Origin of the sequence: Pseudoxanthomonas sp., from assembly GCF_051953815.1 — a bacterium.
Taxonomy (GTDB): domain Bacteria; phylum Pseudomonadota; class Gammaproteobacteria; order Xanthomonadales; family Xanthomonadaceae; genus Pseudoxanthomonas_A.
In genome coordinates this window covers 58762-74957 of the sequence record NZ_JBQCIJ010000051.1, presented here as the reverse complement: position 1 = coordinate 74957, position 16196 = coordinate 58762, and the positions used below count along the sequence as shown (strand labels likewise).

At 67.9% G+C, this 16196-nt stretch carries 14 protein-coding genes and 1 tRNA gene; 9 read left to right on the top strand and 6 right to left on the bottom strand.

The genetic code is table 11. The features are described from left to right. Genes ACTHN1_RS16350 through ACTHN1_RS16320 form a run of 7 tightly spaced genes read left to right on the top strand, consistent with a single transcriptional unit; the run spans position 1 to position 5960 of the window. A complete protein-coding gene (locus ACTHN1_RS16350; RefSeq protein WP_440471997.1) occupies positions 1–618 on the top strand; it encodes a GNAT family N-acetyltransferase in 618 nt (205 codons plus the stop codon). Beyond that, positions 615–1586: an N-acetyl-gamma-glutamyl-phosphate reductase gene (argC, locus tag ACTHN1_RS16345; RefSeq protein WP_440471996.1), complete on the top strand. Its 972-nt coding sequence runs from the start codon at positions 615–617 to the stop codon at positions 1584–1586. The genes ACTHN1_RS16350 and argC overlap by 4 nt, the downstream gene beginning before the upstream one ends. Further along, positions 1583–2881: an argininosuccinate lyase gene (gene argH / locus ACTHN1_RS16340; RefSeq protein ID WP_440471995.1), complete on the top strand. Its 1299-nt coding sequence runs from the start codon at positions 1583–1585 to the stop codon at positions 2879–2881. Before argC ends, argH begins: the two co-directional genes overlap by 4 nt. 3 nt (positions 2882–2884) lie before the next feature. After that, on the top strand, positions 2885–3253 hold the full coding sequence (locus tag ACTHN1_RS16335; protein WP_440471994.1) for a cupin domain-containing protein: 369 nt from the start codon (positions 2885–2887) through the stop codon (positions 3251–3253). Next, a complete protein-coding gene (locus ACTHN1_RS16330) occupies positions 3250–3510 on the top strand; it encodes a YciI family protein (protein WP_440471993.1) in 261 nt (86 codons plus the stop codon). The genes ACTHN1_RS16335 and ACTHN1_RS16330 overlap by 4 nt, the downstream gene beginning before the upstream one ends. 7 nt (positions 3511–3517) lie before the next feature. Next, a complete protein-coding gene (gene proB, locus ACTHN1_RS16325; RefSeq protein ID WP_440471992.1) occupies positions 3518–4660 on the top strand; it encodes a glutamate 5-kinase in 1143 nt (380 codons plus the stop codon). 37 nt (positions 4661–4697) lie between these two features. Then, a complete protein-coding gene (locus ACTHN1_RS16320; protein WP_440471991.1) occupies positions 4698–5960 on the top strand; it encodes a glutamate-5-semialdehyde dehydrogenase in 1263 nt (420 codons plus the stop codon). Between the two features lie 48 nt (positions 5961–6008). Here the strand turns inward: ACTHN1_RS16320 and ACTHN1_RS16315 are convergent, their stop codons facing one another. The 5 genes from ACTHN1_RS16315 to pgaA all read right to left on the bottom strand — a co-directional run bounded on the left by ACTHN1_RS16315 (position 6009) and on the right by pgaA (position 12963). Next, positions 6009–7286 carry a CynX/NimT family MFS transporter gene (locus tag ACTHN1_RS16315; protein ID WP_440471990.1) on the bottom strand — a complete coding sequence of 426 codons (1278 nt, stop codon included), beginning with the start codon at positions 7284–7286 and terminating at the stop codon, positions 6009–6011. Positions 7287–7371: 85 nt separating this feature from the next. Further along, on the bottom strand, positions 7372–7833 hold the full coding sequence (pgaD, locus tag ACTHN1_RS16310) for a poly-beta-1,6-N-acetyl-D-glucosamine biosynthesis protein PgaD (RefSeq protein ID WP_440471989.1): 462 nt from the start codon (positions 7831–7833) through the stop codon (positions 7372–7374). Beyond that, a complete protein-coding gene (pgaC, locus tag ACTHN1_RS16305; protein WP_440471988.1) occupies positions 7830–9077 on the bottom strand; it encodes a poly-beta-1,6-N-acetyl-D-glucosamine synthase in 1248 nt (415 codons plus the stop codon). Before pgaC ends, pgaD begins: the two co-directional genes overlap by 4 nt. Positions 9078–9079: 2 nt before the next feature. Then, complete coding sequence (gene pgaB / locus ACTHN1_RS16300) at positions 9080–10948, bottom strand: poly-beta-1,6-N-acetyl-D-glucosamine N-deacetylase PgaB (RefSeq protein WP_440471987.1); 1869 nt, start codon at positions 10946–10948, stop codon at positions 9080–9082. 2 nt (positions 10949–10950) lie between these two features. After that, positions 10951–12963, bottom strand: coding sequence for a poly-beta-1,6 N-acetyl-D-glucosamine export porin PgaA (pgaA, locus tag ACTHN1_RS16295; protein WP_440471986.1), 2013 nt, complete (start codon positions 12961–12963; stop codon positions 10951–10953). Between the two features lie 541 nt (positions 12964–13504). Between pgaA and ACTHN1_RS16290 the strand changes: the two genes are divergently transcribed. Next, positions 13505–14926, top strand: a complete 1422-nt coding sequence (locus ACTHN1_RS16290; protein WP_440471985.1) for a glycosyltransferase family 2 protein — start codon at positions 13505–13507, stop codon at positions 14924–14926. Then, positions 14923–15855: a hypothetical protein gene (locus tag ACTHN1_RS16285; protein WP_440471984.1), complete on the top strand. Its 933-nt coding sequence runs from the start codon at positions 14923–14925 to the stop codon at positions 15853–15855. The genes ACTHN1_RS16290 and ACTHN1_RS16285 overlap by 4 nt, the downstream gene beginning before the upstream one ends. A 248-nt stretch (positions 15856–16103) precedes the next feature. Here ACTHN1_RS16285 and ACTHN1_RS16280 read toward each other — a convergent pair. Beyond that, a tRNA-Pro gene (locus ACTHN1_RS16280) sits at positions 16104–16180 on the bottom strand. Positions 16181–16196: the final 16 nt, after the last annotated feature.

Here is a 16196-nt window from a genome sequence, read left to right as displayed (position 1 = left end):
ATGGCGACCGAGCTTCCCCGGGACTGGCAATCGCCGCCGCGGCTGGAAGGGCGCCATGCCCGGCTGGAACCGCTGCTGCGCGAACATGCCGACGGCCTGCGCGCGGCGCTGGACGGCGACGCCCTGGCCGGCCTGTGGTACACCAACGTGCCGCGCGCGGCCGAGGTCGATGCCTATCTCGATGGCGTGTTCGCGAGCCAGGCGCAGGGCCGGATCCTGCCGTTCGCGATCCGCGATGCGGTCGGCGACATCGTCGGCAGCACCCGCTTCTACGACCTCGAACCGACCGTCCCGAGGGTCAGCATCGGCTACACCTGGTACGCACCGCGCGTGCAGCGCACCGGCGTCAACACCGAAACCAAGCTGATGCTGCTGACCCATGCCTTCGAGACCCTGGGTTGCATCAGCGTGGTGTTCGAGACCAGCTGGTTCAACCAGCGTTCGCGCGCGGCCATCGCCCGGCTGGGCGCGAAACAGGACGGCGTGCTGCGCAACCATCGGCGTCACGCCGACGGCAGCCCACGCGACACCGTCATCTTCTCCATCCTCGACAACGAATGGCCGGCGGTGAAGCGCAATCTGCTTTCCCGCCTGGCCCAGCATGAGTCTTCCCCATGAAAACCGTCGGCATCGTCGGCGCGCGCGGGCATACCGGCGCCGAACTGATCAAACTGATTGCCCGCCATCCGCGGCTGGAATTGGCGTTCGTATCCTCGCGCGAACTGGATGGGCAGAAGGTCAGCGACCACATCGCCGGCTTCAGCGGCGAGCTGCGCTACGAGAACCTCAGCCATGAACAGGTAGGTGCCAAGGGCGCCGACGCGGTGATCCTGGCGCTGCCCAACGGCAAGGCGGTCGAGCTGGTCGCGGCCATCGACGTGCAGGCGCCGGAGACCGTGGTGGTGGACCTGTCGGCCGACTACCGCTTCAACCAGGACTGGTACTACGGCCTGCCGGAATTGACCCGTGGCGACTACGCCGGGCAGAAGCGCATCAGCAACCCCGGCTGCTACGCCACCGCCATGCAACTGGTGATCGCGCCGCTGCTGGATCAACTGGCGGGACCGCCGCAGTGCTTCGGCGTCTCCGGTTACTCCGGCGCGGGCACCACCCCGTCGGACAAAAACAACGTCGGGCTGCTGCGCGACAATCTGATGCCGTACGCGCTCACCGATCACATGCACGAGCGCGAAGTCAGCCGGCACCTGGGCGTGCCGGTGGAGTTCATGCCGCATGTGGCCCCGCATTTCCGCGGCATCACCATGACCGTCAACCTGTACCTGCAGCAGGCGGTCGGGCTGGACGACATGCGCGCGCGCTACCGGCAGCGCTACGCCGGCGAACCACTGATCCGGGTGCGCGACGACGCGCCGTGGGTGAGCCGCATCGCCGGCCGGCATGGCGTGGAGATCGGCGGCTTCACCGTGGCGCCGGGCGGCAAGCGGCTGGTGGTGGTGGCGACCCTGGACAATCTGCTCAAGGGCGCAGCCACCCAAGCGATGCAGAACCTCAACACCGCCTTCGGTTTCGACGAACTGGAGAGCATTCCGATGGACGCGATTCACTCCGAGGAGAAACCGGCATGAGCGATCTGTTGTGGCAGAAACCCGGCGTCGCCGTCGATGCCGAAATCCAGCGGTTCCTGGCCGGCGACGACGTCGTGCTGGATCGCGAGTTCTTCCTGCACGACATCCAGGCCAGCGCCGCGCACGCCGAAGGTCTGGAGCGTATCGGCATCCTGTCGGCGGATGAACTGGCGGGCCTGAAGCGCGAGCTGGCGATGCTGGCGGAGGATTTCCGCGCCGGCCGCTTCGTGCTGGACGAGCGCTATGAAGATGGCCACTCCGCCATCGAGGCGCGCCTGACCGAGAGGCTGGGCGACGCCGGCCGCAAGATCCATACCGGCCGCAGCCGCAATGACCAGATCCTGGTCGCCACCCGGTTATGGCTGAAGGAGAAGCTGGCGCGCGTCGCCACCTTGTCGCACGAGACCGCCACGATCGCGCTGCAACGGGCGGAGGCCGAAAAGTCCCTGCCGTTGCCGGGCTATACCCACATCCAGCGGGCGGTGGTGTCGTCGGCGGGCATGTGGTGGGCCGGCTGGACCGAGGCGTTCATTGACAACGCCATCCGCGCGCGCGACACGCTCGCGCTGATCGACGCCAATCCGCTGGGCACTGCCGCCGGCTACGGCGTCAACCTGAAGCTGGACCGCGAACACACCACGGCCGCGCTGGGCTTCGCGCGGATGCAGGTCAGCCCGATCTACGCCCAGCTCTCGCGTGGCAAGTTCGAGATGGCCGCACTGGAAGCGTTGGGCGCGGCCACCCTGGACCTGCGCCGGATCGCCTGGGATCTGTCGCTGTTCACCAGCGCCGAGTTCGGTTTCGTCGCCCTGCCGGCGCAGTACACCACCGGCAGTTCGATCATGCCGAACAAGCGCAATCCCGACGTGATCGAACTGATGCGCGCCACCCACGCCAGCGTGGCGGCCGGACGCGCGGAGATCGAACACCTGCTGTCGCTGCCGTCCGGCTATCACCGGGATCTGCAGGCCAGCAAGGGCGCGATCTTCCACGGTTTCAGCCGTGGCTTGCCGGCGCTGGAACTGCTGCCGGCGCTGCTGGCCAACCTGGAATGGCGCGAGGATCGCCTGCGCGCCGCCATCGATTCGGGCATGTATGCGACCGACGTGGCGGTGGAAGCCGCGGTCGCAGGCATTCCATTCCGCGAAGCCTACAAGGCCGCCGCCGCCGCCGCCGATACGGCCGGGCAGGGGCGCACCCCCGAAGGCAGCCTGGCCGCGCGGGTGTCGCCGGGCGCCGGCGCGGACCTGCGGCTGGACGCGCTGCGCCAGCGTCTGCAGGCGCTGGAAGGCTGAGCCATGTCGCCGGTCAGTCGCGCCAATGCCGAACACTACGCGTGGGGCCAGGGCTGCGACGGCTGGCATCTGCTCAAGCACGACGGCCTGAGCGTGATCGAGGAGCGAATGCCATCGGGCACTGCGGAAGTGCGCCACTATCACCTCCAGGCACGCCAGTTCTTCTACGTGCTGGCCGGACAGGCCGAACTCGAGGTGGAAGGCGTCACGTCCGTGCTCGACGCGGGCGAGGGCCTGCATGTCGCGCCGGGCCAGGCGCACCGGATGCGCAACCATTCGAACACCGACACCCGCTTTCTGGTGATCTCCTCGCCGCGCGCGCATGGCGATCGCGTGCCTGCGCCGTTGACTGATCCGGAGACCGACCGATGAAGACGCGTTACCTGGTGATGGCGATGCGGACACCTCGATTCCACGATGATGTCATCGCCCCGCATCACGCCTTTCTTGAGGGGCTGCGCGAAGCCGGCCTGCTGGAAATGACCGGCGGTTTCAGCGATCGCACCGGCGGCGCTTATCTGCTGGCCGGCGTGGCGTCGCTGGAAGAGGCGCGCGGCATCGCCGCCCGCGACCCCTTGGCCGTCACCGGCAGTTCGATCCTCACCGTGCACGAATGGAACATCCGCTGAGTCCGCCATGAACCAGGCCACGTCCCCCTTCTCCGAACAGGTCCTGCCGGCGTGGAAGCGCGCGGTGCTCAAGGTGGGCAGCAGCCTGCTGGCCGCCGACGGAGAAGGACTGAGCCCGCGCCATGCGCTCAACCTGGCCCAGTTCGTTTCCTCCAGCCTGCAGGCCGGGCGCGAAGTGGTCATCGTCTCCTCCGGCGCGGTCGCGGCCGGGCGCGGGCTGCTGCATCGCAAGCCCGCGACGGGCGTGGCGATGGCCGAGCGGCAGGCGCTCGCCGCGCTCGGCCAGGCGCAGCTGATTGGCCTGTGGCAACGCTTCTTCGAGAGGCCGGTCGCGCAGGTACTGCTGACCCACGACGACCTGCGCAACCGGCGGCGCTATCTCAACGCGCGCGCCACCCTGCAGGAACTGCTGGCGCTGGGCGCCTTGCCGGTGGTCAACGAGAACGACACCGTCTCGGTGGACGAACTGAAACTGGGCGACAACGACAATCTCGCCGCGGTGGTCGCGGCGCTGGTCGATGCCGATGCGCTGTTCATCGCCACCGACATCGACGGCTTCTATTCGGCCAACCCGCGCATCCACCCCGAAGCGCGGCCCATCCTCGACGTGGAGGCGCTGACGCCGGCGTTCTTCGCCATGGCAGGCGGCGCCGGCAGCGGCGTCGGCACGGGCGGCATGCACACCAAGCTGGAAGCGGCGGCGAAGGCCGCGGCCGCCGGCATCGAGACCTTCCTGTTCAACGGCACCCGTGCCGCGACCCTGTCCGCGCTCGCGACCGGCCGCCTGCACGGAACCCGCTTCCGGCCGGCGCAGAACCGCCTGGCCGCGCGCAAGTACTGGCTGCGCAACGTGCCGGTGGATGCCGGCGCGATCCTGGTCGACGCCGGTGCCGCCGGCGCGGTGCGCGAGCGCGGCGCATCGCTGCTGCCGGGCGGGGTGGTGGGCGCCGAAGGCGACTTCAGGCGCGGCGACATGGTCGAGGTCCATCTGCGCGACGGTGGCGATCACTGCATCGCGCGCGGCGTGAGCCAGTATTCGGCGCTGGATATCCGCCGCATCGCCCGCCGGCACTCGCGCGAGATCGAAGGCATACTCGGCTACAGCTACGGCGAGAACATCGTGCACCGCGATGATCTGGTCGTGCTGTGAGGCGGACACAAGAACCCACGCGACGGAACCGGAACCGATGAGCGACATCCAGCAACAGGCCCTGCAATGCCGCGACGCCGCGCAGGCCATCGCCCAGCTTTCCACCACATCCAAGAACGCCCTGCTGCGGGCGATGGCCGATGCACTGGAAGCGGGGCGCGGGACGATCCTGGCCGCCAACGCGCGCGACATGGAGGCGGCGGCCGCCAAGGGCATCACCGGTGCGATGCTGGACCGGCTGAAGCTGGATGAAAAACGCCTGGCCGGGATCGCCGCGGCGGTGCGCGAGGTCGCCGAGCTGCCGGATCCCGTCGGTCTGGTCACACGTGAGGAGACCCGACCCAACGGCATCCACATCCAGCGCGTGCGGGTGCCGCTGGGCGTGGTGGCGATGATCTACGAGGCGCGGCCCAACGTCACCGCCGATGCCGCCGCGCTGTGCCTGAAGGCCGGCAACGGCGTGATCCTGCGCGGGGGCTCCGAGGCCATCCACTCCAACACCGCCATCGCCGGCGCGCTCCGCGGCGCCCTGCGCGCACAGGGCTTGCCGGAAGCGGCGCTGACCCTGGTCGAGGATCTACGCCGGGAAACCATGGTGGAACTGCTGCAACTCAGCGACATCATCGATCTGGCGATTCCGCGCGGCGGGGAAGGCCTGATCCGGTTCGTCGCCGAGCATGCGCGGGTGCCGGTGATCAAGCACTACAAGGGCGTGTGCCACCTGTTCGTCGACGCCAGCGCGGATCCGCAACTGGCCCTGCGCCTGCTGCTCGACGGCAAGGCCTCGCGCCCCGGCGTTTGCAACGCGCTGGAGACGTTGCTGGTGCATCGCGACATCGCGCCGGGCTTCCTGCCGCTGGCAGCGCAGGCATTGCGCGCGCGCGGCGTGCAGCTGCGCGCGGACGAAGCGGCGCGCGTGTCGGTGCCGGACGCCGCGCCGGCCACCGAAGACGATTACGCCGCCGAATTCCTGGATCTGATCCTCGCGGTGAAGGTGGTGGACGACCTGGAGCAGGCGATCGCGCACATCCGCCGTTTCGGTTCCGATCACACCGAGGTCATCGCGACCCGCGATGCCGGCCACGCGGAGCGCTTCGTGCAGGCGCTGCGCTCGGCGGTGGTGATGGTCAACGCGTCATCGCGTTTCAGCGATGGCGGCGAACTGGGCCTGGGCGCGGAAATCGGCATCTCCACCACGCGCCTGCATGCCTATGGCCCGATGGGCGCCGAGTCATTGACCGTCGAACGCTTCGTCGTCCGGGGCGAAGGCCAGGTCCGCCATCCGGATCTGCTCGGGTAACTGCGGGAAGGCCTCGGTCCCGAAGGACGGCGCCCCAATCTCCATTTGCTACCAGGTGTCTTCCAGGAAGCGCGGCTTGCAGGCCAGATAGCCGCCGACCAGCAGCACGCCGATGCACAGCACTAGGAAGCCGAACGGCCAGGTCCAGCCGTGGGTGTGTTCGTGCAGCAGGCCGAACATCAGCGGTCCCAGACAGGACAGCGAATAACCCACGCCCTGCATGAAGCCCGACAGCGAGGCCGAGCCGGCCGGTGTGCGCGTGCGCAGGTTGATCATCGTCAGCGCCAGCGGAAACGTGCTCGGTCCCATGCCCAGCAGCGCGACCCACAGGGCAGGCGCGGCCATCGGCGCCCACAGCAGGCCGGCGAAGGCCACCGCGTAGAACGCCGCGCAGGCCAGCACCACCGAATACGGATTGCGCATGCGCACCGCCAGCGCGGGCATGGTCAACGACGCGACCAGCCCGAGCGCGGAGAACAGGCCGACCATGGTGCCGCCCAGCGCCGCGCTGCCGCCGGCCTCGATCAGCAGCTTGGGCAGCCAGGTGAACATCGAGTACGTCACCAGCGAGGTCATGCCGAACATCAGCGCCATGCCCCAGGCCACCGGCGAACGCCAGACCCGGCCACGCGCCGGCGGCGAGGACAGCTCCGGCGCCTCGTCGGCGGAAGTGACCGCCTGATCGTGGGCCTGCGCCATCGGCGTATCGTGGCGCCGCTCGATCCACAGCACGCCGATCCACGGCACCGCCGCGGCGACCGCGAACAGCGACCACAGGCCTAGCGACACCTGCCAGTTGCTGGCCGCCATCACCGGCACCGCCAGCAGCGCCGGCAGGATGGTGCCGGCCTGCAACACGGTGATGTAGAGGGTGCTGACGGTGCCGACCCGATCGGCGAAGTAGCGCTTCACCAGCGGAGGCAGCACGATGTTGCCGATGCCCATGCCGGCCAGTGCGACGGCCGATGCCATCAGCAATGCGCCGCTGCCGCCGGCCAGGCTGCGCAGCAGCAGGCCGATCGCGGCCAGCGACATCGCCAGCAGCGCGGTGCGTTCCAGGCCGATGCGGTGGGCGATGCCGGGGGTGAGCACGCCGAACAGGGCGAAGGCGGCGGTCGGCAGCATGCCGAACACACCGGTCATGGTGGCGCCGAATCCAAATACCTGACCCAGCTGATCCAGCAGGGGCGTCAGCGAGGTCACCGCCGTGCGCAGGTTGAACGCCGACAGCACGATGCCGGCCAGGATCAGGCCGCGGCCGGACCAGAGCGAAGCGGGAGAAGCCGGGGAGACGGAACGGGGGAGGGGGTGTTGCGGGGATTTCATCGCGCGCATTATCGCCGATCGCGCGGGCGGGGCGGCATGCCGCCGTGGCGACACACCGTCCTGAAACGTGCCTTCGCGCGCGGAATCAGCGTTCGGCGGCCAGCGCCGGGCTGCTCATCGATTCCGGAATCGCGTCCTCGTTCATGTGCAGCAGGGTGATTTTCGACTGTCCGAGCTGCTGCGCCAGCGTCTGGCTCGCGCCCAGCCGCCGGGCCACCTCGTCCACGTCGACATCTTCCTGCGGGCTGCGGCGATCCTGCCTGGCGAAACGCCAGCGGTTGTATTCGGCCCAGCCGATCAGGGCCAGCGCGCACAGCACGGCCATGGTGGGAATGGCGACGAGCAGGAACGGCTCGACCTGGTGCTTGCGCGTGTACAGCTCGAAGAACGCCGTGCGCACGCCCAGCAGCCACAGGACCAGGGTGACCAGCGGCAGCCACAGGTAGATGTAGAGGCCCCAGAAGGCGGCGGTGACGAAGCCCCAGGCCGCGCGCTTCAGGCGCGGCTGGGCGTACGGTTTGCGGATCAGGCGGGAATCGTATTTCATCGGATACCTCGATCAGGACTGACCCACGTGGCGCGCTTGCCGCGCCGTTTCAACAGGGTCTTGGGGAGTGCGACCACGGTGGTGAACAGGCTCAGCAGCCAGTACGCCATCGGGTACCAGATCATCCAGAAGTAGTTGCGGCCGACCTGGGTTTCATAGCGGCGGTCGATGATGATGCTGCTGGCGAACTGCGCCATGCAGACCATCGCCAGGATCACGCCGTGCCACGAGGGCAGGATGGTGTGCACGTACAGCGCCGGCGGCAGGGCGATGAACTTGCCCAGCGCCCACAGCACGATGATCAACAGCATGGTGTAGGCCCACAGCACGCTGAGCAGGTACTCGAGCAGCACGCCCCACATGCGACGCTTGCGCCAGCTGAGGAAGTCGCGGCCATGGCGCAGCAGCACTTCCACGCCGCCCTGCGCCCAGCGCAGGCGTTGCCGCCACAGGCCCCGCAGGGTTTCCGGCATCAGGATGAAGCACAGCGCGTTGGGCTCGTAGCGGATGTCCCAATGATCCAGCTGCAGGCGCCAGCTGATGTCGATGTCCTCGGTCACCATGTCGTCGGCCCAATAGCCGATGCGATGCAGGGCGGTGCGGCGGAACGCGCTGATCACGCCCGACACGGTGAAGATGCGCCCGTACACGCGCTGGGCGCGCTTGATCATGCCGATGATCGAGGAGAACTCGCCGACCTGCAGGCGGCCCAGCAGAGTGGACCGGTTGCGGATGCGCGGATTGCCGGTCACCGCGCCCACGCGCGGGCCGGAAGTCAGGTGCCAGACCATCCAGTGCGCGGCGTATTCGTCCAGCAGCGCGTCGCCGTCGATGCAGACCAGGTACTCCGACTGGGCGGCGAGAGCGCCCATGCGCAGCGCGTTAGCCTTGCCCAGGTTGCGATCCAGGTGGATCACCCGCAGCTTGTCATGGCGCGCGGCCATGGCGTTGAGCACCTCGGCGGTGTTGTCGCGGCTGCCGTCGTTGATGGCGATGACTTCGAAGTCCGGGTACTTCTGCAGCAGTGCGCTGCCAATGGTCTCCTCCGCGTTGTCGCCCTCGTTGTGGCAGGGGATGAGGATCGAGACCTTCGGATAGCTGGCCAGCGGCGGCGGGTCCGTGCGCTGGCGTTCATGGCGTTCGCGCCGGAAGTAGTAGTACAGCCCGCCCGACATCCAGAAGAACGACATGATGATCGGGTACAGGAAGGCGAATTCGAACAGGACGGCGAGGATCTTTTCCATGATCAGCGCTCCTCGTAGGGGAAGCCGCGGGCGGAGATGCCGGCGCGGGCCTCGGGCATGCGCGGCAGGTCGGCGATGAAATCGTCCGGATACCAGCCCAGGTGGCGCACGCCCTGCGCCTGCAGGCGCCGGATCAGCGCATTGATGCGCTGGCCGGGAATGGGCTTGCGGGTGTTCCAGTCGACCGTCTGCAGTTCGAACAGCGTCTGCGACAGCTGCGGGTCCTGCTTGCGCACCGCGCTCACCAGTTGATCCAGCCATTTCTCCGGATGACGGCTGCCTTCCATCCACGGCATCGCCATCAACGCGGTGTGATCGTAGGCGCGGTTGAACAGATCCAGCCGCTGCGCGAACCAGGCCTGGCTCTGCGGTTCAAGCACCGGGCGCGCATACAGGTTGCGCACGGTGCGCAGCTTGGGACGCCAGCGCTCGGCGGCGTTCTTCAGTTCCAGGGTGAAGTCGATCAGCGCCTGGGTGCGCGCCTCGGTGTTGCCCGGAGCGAGCGAGGTCAGTTCGGTGTCGCGCAGGTAGGCGTCGTCATGGAACAGCAGGCCCTCCATGTAGGAGGCGACCGCCAGGTCTTCGTAGATGCCGGCGATGATCCGGCGCACGTCCGGACGGGTGAAGTCCAGGCGCGGGATGCCGTCGGCCTCGCGGCTGGCGATGGCCATGTCCGGCGTCTGCTGCGGGAGCTTGTAGGCCATCACCGGCAGCCACGCGAATACCTTGACGTGGGCGCGGGTGTACAGCTGCCAGGCGACCCGGTTGTACAGATCCGCGCGCACCGGCATGAAGCGGTTGGGGAAGTACAGCGCATCCGCGGCGCCGTCGCCATCGGGATCGGCGAACGCCTGCAGGAACACATGGCTGGGGCGGATGCGATTGACCCGCTCGATCAGCAGATCCAGGTTGCGCGCCTGCTGCTGCGGATCCGCGTCGTACACGGCGTCCAGATCGATCTGCAGGGCGCGCATGCCTTCGGCTTCGGGATCGTGGCGAAGCTCGTAGGCGAGCTCGGTCACGGTCGGATTGTCCATCACCAGCAGGCGCGCCAGGCCGTGCAGATCACGGGTCACCGGCGTGCTTGGGCCTTCCAGGTCGAACGACACCGGCATGCCCAGCGCTTCGGCGATGTCGTTGCTCACGCTACTGTAGGCGGCGTAGGGCCAGACGATGGCGCGCGGCGACTTGCCCAGGTGCCGGCGGATCAGATCGCTGCTGGTGGCCAGATCCGAACGCACGCGTTCGCGGTAGCCGGCTTCGGTTTCATACTGGCCGGCGGCCGGGTCGTAGATGCGGGTGATCGCCGCCGGGGTCTGGTTGCCCTGCGGATTGGACTGCACGCCCTTGTGCATGGCGTTGGTATGGCTGGCGACTTCGACCAGGCCGCTGGCCTGCATCTCGCGCAGCTGATCCCAGGTGACGAAGTCGTCCCGGTTGAACATGCGCGGACCGTAGTCGATCTGCTGGCCGGCCGGCATGTCGACCCAGCCGGTGATGACGGCGGCCAGGGCCGGATAGTTGTAGGCGCGCAGCAACGGGAACGCATGCGTGTAGAGGCTGCGCAGGCCGTCGTCGAAAGTCAGCAGCACCGGCTTGGCCGGCAGCGGCGTGCCGCCGCGCGAGGCTTCCACCACCTGCGACAGCGAGACCGGGTGATAGCCATGGCCGGCCAGCCAGTCCAGATGCGCGGCGAAGTTCTGGGTGCTGACCGCATAGGCATCGGCATCGCCTTTGCGGGCGACATCGTCGCGGATGTCGTGATAGCTCAGGACCAGCAGCGGCTCGGCCGCGCGGGCGGGCAACAGCGGCGCCAGCAGCGCCAGCGCGAACAGGCCCAGCAGCAGCCAGGTCGGACGTAAGGACTTCATCATCATTCTCCCCACCGCAGTTCGGCATCGAAGCCGAAGCGTTCTTCACGGACGCCGTCATAGACCGGACGCGACCAGTTGATGCCATAGGTCAGGACCCGGCCCAGGCCGAACTGCCATTCGTGCTCGTAGCGCAGCGACGGTACCCAGGCGGTGCCGAAGCCTTCCTGCCAGTAGCGTCCGGCGGTCGCGGTGAAGCGGTGGCGGAAATGGCGCTCGTATTCGCGCCACACCAGTTGGTCCGCGCGCAGGCCCAGTTCCAGCGTGCCGTCGCGCGAGGGATTGAAGTAGGGCGTGTTCTCGCGGCTGGCGCGGCTGGCGGACAGGCCGGCCAGGCCATCGAGCAGGAAATGCGGGCGGGTGAACAGGCGTTGCTGTGCGTCCAGGTTCAGCGCGGTGCGGCGGTTGCCGTCCTCGTAGCGCCAATGGGTCAGTCCGCCGTGGAACCGGGTGCGCTCGTTGCGCGCGTAGGTCAGGCTGATCGCCGCGCTGTCGGCGGTGATGCCGGCGTCACGCGCCTGCAGCGACGCGTCTGCGTCCTTGCGGCGCAGCGACAGGCGTCCGTCCAGGGTATCGCTGAAGCGCCAGCCCACGTCCAGGCCGATGCCGGTCCCGCCGACGCGATCGCTGGAGTGATAGACGCCCAGATGGGTATCCAGGCGGTCGTAGGCGTAACGCACGCCCACGCCCTGGCGGCGCTGGTGGATGCGATCGCGGTCGAAGTCGGCCCAGCGATCATCGACCGCGGCGGTCAGGCGCCAACGATCGTCAATCAACGGCGACTGCACTTCGACGCCGTATTCGCCGTCGCGGTTGCCGAACGGCGTGTTGCCGGTGCCGCCGCGGCTGCGCGCGCCGGCCACGTAGGCGCGCCACTGCCAGCCCCGATGGTTGCGCCAGAGTTCGTCCATGCGCTGTACGTTCGGCTGGTCGCCGTACTCCTTCACCAGCTGATCGTGCAGATCGCGGGCCTCGTCGTCGCGGCGCAGGGTGACCAGCGCCTCGACCTGGCCGACGCGCGCGTTGACGTCGCGTTCGTCCAGCGTGGAGGCCATGCGGAAGCGTTCCAGGGCGCGTTCGGGCCAGCCGCGCATCATGTAGATCTGCCCGAGCGAGGTCTGCAGGCCGGCGTTGTTGGGGCCGATGCCGAGCATGCCGGTGATCTCGCGTTCGGCGGTCGGCAGGTCCTCGGAAAAGGCGCGCAGCATCGCCAGGGTGCTGTCGGCATCGGCGCGACGCCAGTTCTGGCTGCCCTGGCGGGCGCCGGGCGCGTACAGCCAGGCCGGCTGGGTTTCGCGGTAGGCCTCGAGCTGGCGGATCGCGGTGGTCGGCTGTTCGGCCTCCAGATGGGCGTAGGCCAACTGCATGCGCACGTCGCTGTTCTCGGGGTCGGCCTTCAATGCGGCCTCCAGCACCGGCGCGGCTTCCACCGGGCGCTTTAGCGCCATCAGCGAGTCGCCGACCGCGGGGAGGGCATAGGCCGGAACCGTGTCGCCGAGGGCGCGGTACTCGTCGACGACCTGCTGATGGCGTCCCATCTTCGACAACAGCAGCAGGCGGTCGAAACGAATGCGCGTCGGCAGTGCCGGATCGTTGGCGGGCGACAGGCGCAGGTATTCCTCGATGGCCGCATCGGCCACGCGTGCTTCGGCGAGGCGATTGCGCTCGTTCTCCGGATACGCCTGCGACCACAGGATCAGGCGCGCCAGGTAGTTGGCTTCGAACCGTTCGCGCTGGGCGGCGTCGAACAGGTCCGGCCGGGCGCGGTACATCGCCCACGCCTGGTAGCTGTTGCCGATATCGCCCAGGGTCAGGGCGCGCAGGCGATACAGGTTGGCGTCGTCGGGACGCTGCGCCTGCAGGCGTTCGAAAATGGCCAACGCGTCCAGCCAGCGCGACTCGTCGCGCAGGCGGGCGGCCTGTGCGAGCGAGGCGTCATGGTCGGGAAGGCTGGATGACGAATCAGGAGTTCCGGTGGGTGCCGCTGCCAGTGCCGGCAGACCGGTCGCACCCATGGCGCATGCAAGCGCCCAAGACAAAGTGGTTCTTTTCAAAGCGTTCCGCCCCTGTAGCTAACAGAAAGGCCTCCGGGGGAGACCTGCTGGTGGTCCATGGTTTGTGATGAGAAGCACAAATCCTGCCAAGTTTAGAAAGGGGTCCTGGAAGGGAGCCCAAATGAGGGGATTTCGTTAATAATCCATAAATTTATGTGATGTAAATCTCAGAAAATCACCCAATCTGGGGCGGCGGCGTTCGCTGCCAACAGGGAAGAACGCCAGTACGGGCCTTCGCTGAAGCGTCTGGCCGCAGCCATCCGTGAAGGGCCCATCCTGGCGGCGGAGCGAGGGTGGCCCCCCCTTCCCGGTCAGGAAACGTCGCGTGCGAAGGACAGGGGGCGGGGCCAAAAGTGACCTTTTGTGTCACAAAAAAGTGATTTTCATCACGAAATTTTGACGAAGGCTGGGAGAGCCACCGAGAGACGGGGCTTGCCGGCCGCGGCGGTTGGCACGCGAATTGCTGCATCCGGGGCACATTCCGAGCTTGCGTGCCGCCGCCATGTATGACGCCCATTCGCCTTCCAACGCCCCGCCATGGGATGGCGCGCGCGCGCTGCCGCCGGAACCTCCCGCGCCCGCGCCGGTCCCCGCGCCGGGGTACCGGCGTTTCTATGTGTCGGTGCGGATCAAGTACGTCCTGGTACTGACCATCGCCCTGGCCTGGGCGGCGCTGAGCGTCCAGCTCTCGCAGCCGTGGCTGCATGAACTTTCCACCCATGTGGGATTCGCGCTGGCGTTGCTGATCATCACCTTCATCGCCTACGTGCCGGGCTTCATGAATGCGTTCCTGATCGGCTCCATCCTGGCCGACCGTCGTCCGCGCCTGCGCAGGTTCGAGCGCCTGCCGGACGTATGCGTGCTGGTGGCCTGCTACAACGAAGCCGACAACATCGCCGACACGCTCGCCAGCCTGGCGCGCCAGGACTACCCGGGCACCATCGAAGTGGTGGTGATCGACGACGGCTCCACCGACGACAGCCTGGCCATCGCCCGCGCGGCGGCGATCGAACAGGCCCGGCCGGGCCTGCAGGTGCGGGTGCTGGCGCAGCCGAAGAATGGCGGCAAATCCAAGGCGCTGAATCGCGGGCTGGCGGAAACCCGGCAGGATCTGGTCGTCACCGTCGATGGCGACTCGTACCTGCGCCCGGATGCGCTGCGCAAACTGGTCGAGCGTTTCCTGTGCGATCCCGCCGGCACCGTGGCGGTGGCCGGCGCGGTGCTGGTGCGCAACTCCCGCGAGAACTGGCTGACCCGCAGCCAGGAGTGGGATTACTTCCACGGCATCGCCGCGGTCAAGCGCATGCAGAGCATGTATCACGGCACCCTGGTCGCCCAGGGCGCGTTCTCGCTGTATACCCGCGAAGCGCTCGAACAGGCCGGCGGCTGGCCAGAGTGCGTCGGCGAGGACATCGTCTTGTCCTGGGCGCTGCTCAAGACCGGCGCGCGCATCGGCTATTGCGAGGAAGCCTGCCTGTTCACCCGCGTGCCGGAAAAGCTGGGCCAGTTCTCCAAGCAGCGCCAACGCTGGTCGCGTGGACTGATGGAAGCGTTCGCGCGCCACGGCAGCCTGCTGTTCAAGCCCCGCATGACCACGCTCTTCATCTGGTGGAACCTGCTGTTCCTGCCGCTGGATCTGGTCTACACGCTGGCCTTCATCCCCGGCCTGATCCTGGCGCTGTTCGGCTATTACTGGATCGCCGGTATCATGACGCTGCTGGTGTTGCCGCTGGCGGCGCTATGGAACCTGATCATCTTCCGCGTGCAGTCGAAGATGTTCAAAAGCCAGGACCTGCGCGTGCGCCGCAACGTCAGCGGATTCCTGTTCTACACGCTGGCCTACACCATGATCCTGCAGCCGGTCTGCGTCATGGGATACGCCGCCGAAATCCTGCGCCTGCGCAAGACCTGGGGGACCAAATGAGCAAGTGTGTCATCGCCGCCGCCCTCGGATGGGCGCTGGCGGTACCCGCGATTCCGGCCTTTGCCGCCGAAGACGCGCCCGCCGCGCGTCCGGCGATACGGACCGACGTCTGGATCGGTTCGGATGCCGACGACAACGAGACCCGCAAGGTCGCGTTGGGTTGGGACATCCAGCATCGCGACATCGAACATTGGTGGGGCGTGAAGGTCGAGCGCGCGCGCTTCGCCGGACGCGGCTGGTCCGAGTCCGAGAACCGCGCCTACCTGAGCGGCGCCGGCAGCCTGGGCAAGGCCTGGCGCTGGGACGGCGACATCGGCAGCAACGGCGACGATCTGCTGGGCCGCGCTTCGATCCACAGCACCGATCCCTGGCGCAAGGAGCTCTTCATCGAGCGCGAAGTGCTGGAAACCCGGCGCGGCGCGCGCGAAGGCTGGGTGCAGACTTTCGCCGGCGCGGCGATCGACATGCCGTTCAGCGATCGCTGGTCCGCCAGCGTGGTCGCCGGCGTGCAGGACTTCGGCACCGGCGACAACCTGCGCACGCACCTGCGCGGCAACCTGGTCTACGCATTCGCGCCGGAGCAGGGCCTGAGCGCCCAGCTGCGCGCCCGCTACTACCGCAACAGCGAAGCCTTCGAGGCCGATTACTACTCGCCGCCGTGGTACGGCGAAGCGCTCGGCGTGCTCGCCTGGCGCCGCCACATCGGCGGTTACCAGTGGAGCGCTCGCGCCGGCTGGGGCCGCCAGCGCAGCTCCGAGGAAGGCTGGAAGCGCGCGCGCCTGGCCGAATTCGGCGTCGAGACCCCGCGCTGGAAGGATGCCTGGCTGCGCCTGGACGCCGGTTACACCGACACCCCGGTGCTGACCGACACCGGCACCGGCAGCTATGCCTTCCGCTACGTGCGCCTGCAGGCGTTCGTGGTGTTCTGAGCCGGGGGCCGGCGGGACCGCGAGTCACCGGGATGTAGACGCGGGCAACCACTGCGGGGCCGCGGCCGTAAACAATGGTCCTGCGAAACAGGTGATCGGATGGCTGACCGATTGCCTGGAATCGCCCGCTGATCGGCCGGGGACGGACAGGTGCGATGGAGGAGCGGGGCGCCGCATGGGGCCGCCGCCGGGCACAAAAAAACCCGAGAAACTTCGTTTCCCAGGCTTGCTTGTGACCATTTCCCAATTGGTCGGGGAGACAGGATTCGAACCTGCGACCTCTACGTCCCGAACGTAGCGCTCTACCAGACTGAGCTACACCCCGTGTGAGCCGGCTATTC

Bases quoted from the DNA above. Each gene is read 5' to 3' on its own strand.
- ACTHN1_RS16350 (WP_440471997.1), top strand. From the start codon at position 1: ATGGCGACCGAGCTTCCCCGGGACTGGCAATCGCCGCCGCGGCTGGAA.
- argC (WP_440471996.1), top strand. From the start codon at position 615: ATGAAAACCGTCGGCATCGTCGGCGCGCGCGGGCATACCGGCGCCGAA.
- argH (WP_440471995.1), top strand. From the start codon at position 1,583: ATGAGCGATCTGTTGTGGCAGAAACCCGGCGTCGCCGTCGATGCCGAA.
- ACTHN1_RS16335 (WP_440471994.1), top strand. From the start codon at position 2,885: ATGTCGCCGGTCAGTCGCGCCAATGCCGAACACTACGCGTGGGGCCAG.
- ACTHN1_RS16330 (WP_440471993.1), top strand. From the start codon at position 3,250: ATGAAGACGCGTTACCTGGTGATGGCGATGCGGACACCTCGATTCCAC.
- proB (WP_440471992.1), top strand. From the start codon at position 3,518: ATGAACCAGGCCACGTCCCCCTTCTCCGAACAGGTCCTGCCGGCGTGG.
- ACTHN1_RS16320 (WP_440471991.1), top strand. From the start codon at position 4,698: ATGAGCGACATCCAGCAACAGGCCCTGCAATGCCGCGACGCCGCGCAG.
- ACTHN1_RS16315 (WP_440471990.1), bottom strand. From the start codon at position 7,286: ATGAAATCCCCGCAACACCCCCTCCCCCGTTCCGTCTCCCCGGCTTCT.
- pgaD (WP_440471989.1), bottom strand. From the start codon at position 7,833: ATGAAATACGATTCCCGCCTGATCCGCAAACCGTACGCCCAGCCGCGC.
- pgaC (WP_440471988.1), bottom strand. From the start codon at position 9,077: ATGGAAAAGATCCTCGCCGTCCTGTTCGAATTCGCCTTCCTGTACCCG.
- pgaB (WP_440471987.1), bottom strand. From the start codon at position 10,948: ATGAAGTCCTTACGTCCGACCTGGCTGCTGCTGGGCCTGTTCGCGCTG.
- pgaA (WP_440471986.1), bottom strand. From the start codon at position 12,963: ATGGGTGCGACCGGTCTGCCGGCACTGGCAGCGGCACCCACCGGAACT.
- ACTHN1_RS16290 (WP_440471985.1), top strand. From the start codon at position 13,505: ATGTATGACGCCCATTCGCCTTCCAACGCCCCGCCATGGGATGGCGCG.
- ACTHN1_RS16285 (WP_440471984.1), top strand. From the start codon at position 14,923: ATGAGCAAGTGTGTCATCGCCGCCGCCCTCGGATGGGCGCTGGCGGTA.